The organism is Cyanobium sp. WKJ7-Wakatipu (assembly GCF_024345355.1).
GTDB lineage: Bacteria > Cyanobacteriota > Cyanobacteriia > PCC-6307 > Cyanobiaceae > Cyanobium_A > Cyanobium_A usitatum.
The window spans coordinates 1-5,991 of the sequence record NZ_JAGQAY010000059.1 but is presented as its reverse complement, the minus strand read 5'-3'; the positions used below and the strand labels follow the sequence as shown (position 1 = coordinate 5,991).

Here is a 5,991-nt window from a genome sequence, read left to right as displayed (position 1 = left end):
GACGCTTTCACTGCGTCACGGATCAAGGGAGCCTGCACCGCCTGAGAGGGAGGGTGTTGGAGCTTTGGTTTTATTAGCTGAGAGATCAGCTAGTGACGGAAATAGCAGTGAAGGTGTGAGGTCCCGTCAAAAAAGAACAAGCGTGACGCGCCTGTTGGTTGGTTTTTGTTGCCTTCTCACGAGGGAACAGGAGCTGGTGTGCCGATGGGAGAGGCGAGCGCGACCGGATCTGGGATTCGGGAAAGTCAAGAGGAAAGAAATTTCTGAATGCACTCTTTGAAACCTTCTGTCAGAGGAAGGGGCTCCAACTGTGAGACCTGCGCCAGTGGGTTGAAGCGGGTGAGAAGCAATTCAGGTTGAGGCGAAAGCCGATAGGACGTGAACTACAACGGAGAGTTTGATCCTGGCTCAGGATGAACGCTGGCGGCGTGCTTAACACATGCAAGTCGAACGAACCTTCGGGTTAGTGGCGGACGGGTGAGTAACGCGTGAGAATCTGCCCTCAGGAGGGGGATAACGGCTGGAAACGGCCGCTAATACCCCATATGCCGAGAGGTGAAATGAATTTCGCCTGAGGATGAGCTCGCGTCTGATTAGCTAGTTGGTGTGGTAAAGGCTCACCAAGGCTTCGATCAGTAGCTGGTCTGAGAGGATGATCAGCCACACTGGGACTGAGACACGGCCCAGACTCCTACGGGAGGCAGCAGTGGGGAATTTTCCGCAATGGGCGCAAGCCTGACGGAGCAACGCCGCGTGAGGGATGAAGGCCTCTGGGCTGTAAACCTCTTTTATCAAGGAAGAAGATCTGACGGTACTTGATGAATAAGCCACGGCTAATTCCGTGCCAGCAGCCGCGGTAATACGGGAGTGGCAAGCGTTATCCGGAATTATTGGGCGTAAAGCGTCCGCAGGCGGTTTTACAAGTCTGTCGTTAAAACGTGGAGCTCAACTCCATTTCGGCGATGGAAACTGTAAGACTAGAGTGTGGTAGGGGCAGAGGGAATTCCCGGTGTAGCGGTGAAATGCGTAGATATCGGGAAGAACACCAGTGGCGAAGGCGCTCTGCTGGGCCATAACTGACGCTCATGGACGAAAGCCAGGGGAGCGAAAGGGATTAGATACCCCTGTAGTCCTGGCCGTAAACGATGAACACTAGGTGTCGGGGGAATCGACCCCCTCGGTGTCGTAGCCAACGCGTTAAGTGTTCCGCCTGGGGAGTACGCACGCAAGTGTGAAACTCAAAGGAATTGACGGGGGCCCGCACAAGCGGTGGAGTATGTGGTTTAATTCGATGCAACGCGAAGAACCTTACCAGGGTTTGACATCCTGCGAATTCCTTGGAAACTTGGAAGTGCCTTCGGGAGCGCAGTGACAGGTGGTGCATGGCTGTCGTCAGCTCGTGTCGTGAGATGTTGGGTTAAGTCCCGCAACGAGCGCAACCCACGTCTTTAGTTGCCAGCATTAAGTTGGGCACTCTAGAGAGACCGCCGGTGATAAACCGGAGGAAGGTGTGGATGACGTCAAGTCATCATGCCCCTTACATCCTGGGCTACACACGTACTACAATGCTACGGACAAAGGGCAGCAAACTCGCGAGAGCTAGCAAATCCCATAAACCGTGGCTCAGTTCAGATCGTAGGCTGCAACTCGCCTACGTGAAGGAGGAATCGCTAGTAATCGCAGGTCAGCATACTGCGGTGAATACGTTCCCGGGCCTTGTACACACCGCCCGTCACACCATGGAAGTTGGCCACGCCCGAAGTCGTTACTCCAACCCTTGTGGAGGAGGATGCCGAAGGTGGGGCTGATGACTGGGGTGAAGTCGTAACAAGGTAGCCGTACCGGAAGGTGCGGCTGGATCACCTCCTAACAGGGATACAATAACTAATTGTGATGTCTGAGTAATTTATTCTCAGGCCATGATTCTGTCATCTCTAAGGTCGATCGGTACCTCAATTTAAGAATTCAAGATAAACTGAGCAATCAGTTTGGAGAAGAAGGTCTTAATTTCAGTTCCTAAACTTTGTCTAGGTCACCCCACAGCGGGTAAAGCCGAGAGCACATGTAATTTAATTATTTGTGTTTGATCTGGCAAGCCGAAAGGCGAGCTAGGTTGCGGCGAGAGCTCCTGGGCCATTAGCTCAGGTGGTTAGAGCGCACCCCTGATAAGGGTGAGGTCCCTGGTTCAAGTCCAGGATGGCCCATTCGTGTTTGGGGGTTTAGCTCAGTTGGTAGAGCGCCTGCTTTGCAAGCAGGATGTCAGCGGTTCGAGTCCGCTAACCTCCATCCAATAATGACGCTCATCCCTCAATCTGTAACTGTAAATTTAGCAGTAAGGAGTTTTGCTGTGTTTGTGATCTTGACTGTTGTTCGCTGAAGATTTCAGCTTCTTTTCATTCTTAATGAGTTAACCAGATAGCTGGTTGGTAAGTTTAGTTGAAAAGACGCTGGATTCAATCCTGCCCTGGAGACAGGGCTGTTTGAATGTCAGCAGAACCTTGACAACTGCATAGGTAAAGTCTGGAAATAAAGCATCTCATGGATGCTTGATTCCGGCTTGAGTTTCATCCAGCAATGGATAGGGCTTAAGGCTGGTATCAAGAAAATTCTATTGAGTTTTTAGAGCCGAGAGCTTCCAGTTTTCTTCTGAGCCCGCCGAGGGTTTGGGAGTTTGATCCTGGCATTCAAACCGCATTAGGTATTCAAAGAGATTTGAGTATTAAGGGTAGGTGAATCTAGAGAGAATAGGCCTCAACAGCCTGAAGGACTGGGAGTTGAAATTGGTCAAGCTACAAAGGGCTCACGGTGGATACCTTGGCACACAGAGGCGATGAAGGACGTGGTTACCTGCGATAAGTCTCGGGGAGCTGGAAACACGCTTTGATCCGGGAATTTCCGAATGGGGCAACCCTTAGAACGGCCGCCTGAATCCATAGGGCGGCACGAGCCAACCCAGCGAACTGAAACATCTTAGTAGCTGGAGGAAAGGAAAGTAAAAACGACTCCCTGAGTAGCGGCGAGCGAACGGGGAAGAGCCTAAACCGATGCTTCCGAGCATCGGGGTTGTGGGACAGCAACGTGGACCAACAGAGTTAGAAGAAGCGTTTGAATGGCGCGCCACAGAGGGTGAAAGCCCCGTATTCGAAAACAAAGTTGGCCTAGCTGTATCCCGAGTAGCACGGAGCACGTGAAATTCCGTGTGAATCTGCGAGGACCACCTCGTAAGGCTAAGTACTCCTGTGTGACCGATAGCGAAACAGTACCGCGAGGGAAAGGTGAAAAGAACCCCGGGAGGGGAGTGAAATAGAACATGAAACCGTGAGCTTACAAGCAATGGGAGCCCGACTAATCGGGTGACCGTGTGCCTGTTGAAGAATGAGCCGGCGACTTATAGGCACTGGCAGGTTAAACCGGGAATGGTGGAGCCATAGCGAAAGCGAGTCTGAATAGGGCGATCGTCAGTGTTTATAGACCCGAACCCGGGTGATCTAACCATGGCCAGGATGAAGCTTGGGTGATACCAAGTGGAGGTCCGAACCGACTGATGTTGAAAAATCAGCGGATGAGCTGTGGTTAGGGGTGAAATGCCAATCGAACCCGGAGCTAGCTGGTTCTCCCCGAAATACGTTGAGGCGTAGCGTCTAGTGCTCCAGCAGGGGGGTAAAGCCACCGTTTCGGTGCGGGCTGCGAGAGCGGTACCAAATCGATACGAACTCTGAATACCCTGTGTGTAACTAGGCAGTCAGACTGTGGGGGATAAGCTCCATGGTCGAAAGGGAAACAGCCCAGACCGCCAGCTAAGGTCCCCAAATCAATGCTGAGTGATAAAGGAGGTGGGATTGCCCAGACAACCAGGAGGTTTGCCTAGAAGCAGCCATCCTCAAAGGAGTGCGTAATAGCTCACTGGTCGAGCGATCCTGCGCCGAAAATGAACGGGGCTAAGCATTGTACCGAAGCTGCGGATTAAACTTGTTTAATGGTAGGGGAGCGTTCCATGCGGGGTGAAGCGTTAGCGTAAGCGGGCGTGGACTACATGGAAGTGAGAATGTCGGCTTGAGTAGCGAAAACATGGGTGAGAATCCCATGCCCCGAAACCCTAAGGGTTCCTCCGGCAGGCTCGTCCGCGGAGGGTTAGTCAGGACCTAAGGCGAGGCCGAAAGGCGTAGTCGATGGACAACAGGTCAACATTCCTGTACCTGTGATGTTTTGGGAAGGGGGACGGAGAAGGCTAGCCAAGCCAGATGTTGGTTACTGGTCCAAGCGTTCGAGGCGTTGAGAACCGGCGAAAACGGTTTGAGCTGAGGCGTGAGTGCGAGCTGCTACGGCAGCGAAGTTGGTGACGTCATGCTTCCAAGAAAAGCCCTATACCCGTTAAGGCATCATGGCCTGTACCCGAAACCGACACAGGTGGGGTGGTAGAGAATACCGAGGGGCGCGAGGTAACTCTCTCTAAGGAACTCGGCAAAATGACCCCGTAACTTCGGGAGAAGGGGTGCCACCGCAAGGTGGTCGCAGTGAAGAGGCCCAGGCGACTGTTTACCAAAAACACAGGTCTCCGCTAAGTCGCAAGACGATGTATGGGGGCTGACGCCTGCCCAGTGCCGGAAGGTTAAGGAAGCTGGTCAGCGTAAGCGAAGCTGGCGACTGAAGCCCCGGTGAACGGCGGCCGTAACTATAACGGTCCTAAGGTAGCGAAATTCCTTGTCGGGTAAGTTCCGACCCGCACGAAAGGCGTAACGATCTGGGCGCTGTCTCGGAGAGAGGCTCGGCGAAATAGAATTGTCTGTGAAGATGCGGACTACGTGCACCCGGACAGAAAGACCCTATGAAGCTTTACTGTAGCTTGGTATTGTGCCCGGGCTCTGAATGCGCAGGATAGGTGGGAGGCTTTGATCAACAGCTTGCGGGTTGTTGTGAGCCAACGGTGAGATACCACTCTTTCAGAGCTAGGGTTCTAACAGTCACCCGTTATCCGGGGACTGGACAGTATCTGGTGGGCAGTTTGACTGGGGCGGTCGCCTCCTAAAAGGTAACGGAGGCGCGCAAAGGTTTGCTCAGGCTGGTTGGAAATCAGCCGACGAGTGTAAAAGCAGAAGCAAGCTTGACTGTGAGACCTACAAGTCGAACAGGGAGGAAACTCGGCTTTAGTGATCCGACGGTTCTGCGTGGAAGGGCCGTCGCTCAACGGATAAAAGTTACTCTAGGGATAACAGGCTGATCTCCCCCAAGAGTTCACATCGACGGGGAGGTTTGGCACCTCGATGTCGGCTCATCGCAACCTGGGGCTGAAGTCGGTCCCAAGGGTTGGGCTGTTCGCCCATTAAAGCGGTACGCGAGCTGGGTTCAGAACGTCGTGAGACAGTTCGGTCCATATCCGGTGCATGCGCAGGAATATTGAGAGGATTTCTCCCTAGTACGAGAGGACCGGGAGGAACGCACCTCTGGTGTACCAGTTATCGTGCCAACGGTAAACGCTGGGTAGCCATGTGCGGAGTGGATAACCGCTGAAAGCATCTAAGTGGGAAGCCCACCTCAAGATGAGTATTCCCATGGCGTTAGCCAGTAAGGTCACGGGAAGAACACCCGTTGATAGGCTCTATGTGGAAGCGCAGTAATGCGTGAAGCAGAGGAGTACTAATAGACCGAGGGCTTGACCAAAACTCAGGCTCTAAACAAAAGCTTGTTTCCAGTTTTTAATTACTAAGCCTTAGGGTTAAGTGGTTGACTTACCTATGTAGTTCTCAGGGTTCAACCTGAGGATGAATACTATCCTGGTGTCCATGGCGCAGTGGAACCACTCCGATCCATCTCGAACTCGGCTGTGAAACGCTGCAGCGGCAACGATATTTGGGGGGCAGCCCCCTGAGAAAATAGCTCGATGCCAGGTAAAATATTCATCCTAATAAATTGCCCCACCTTCTTGAAAGAGGATGGGTCAGTTTACTCAAAAGCCACCCGTAGGGGTGGCTTTTTTGTTGGTTAAGCTTCTTG

2 tRNA genes and 3 rRNA genes are annotated in these 5,991 nt (G+C 52.7%); all 5 read left to right on the top strand.

Annotation, left to right across the window (positions count from 1 at the left end):
* Positions 1–385 precede the first annotated feature (385 nt).
* The 5 genes from KBY83_RS15265 to rrf all read left to right on the top strand — a co-directional run bounded on the left by KBY83_RS15265 (position 386) and on the right by rrf (position 5,887).
* Positions 386–1,870 (top strand): 16S ribosomal RNA (locus KBY83_RS15265).
* Positions 1,871–2,130: 260 nt separating this feature from the next.
* A tRNA-Ile gene (locus KBY83_RS15260) sits at positions 2,131–2,204 on the top strand.
* A 9-nt stretch (positions 2,205–2,213) separates the two neighbouring features.
* A tRNA-Ala gene (locus KBY83_RS15255) sits at positions 2,214–2,286 on the top strand.
* Positions 2,287–2,782: 496 nt separating this feature from the next.
* A 23S ribosomal RNA gene (locus KBY83_RS15250) occupies positions 2,783–5,658 on the top strand.
* Positions 5,659–5,770: 112 nt separating this feature from the next.
* Positions 5,771–5,887: ribosomal RNA gene (gene rrf, locus KBY83_RS15245) — 5S ribosomal RNA — on the top strand.
* The 16S, 23S and 5S rRNA genes sit together here with 2 tRNA genes alongside, the layout of an rRNA operon.
* The last annotated feature ends 104 nt before the right edge of the window (positions 5,888–5,991 follow it).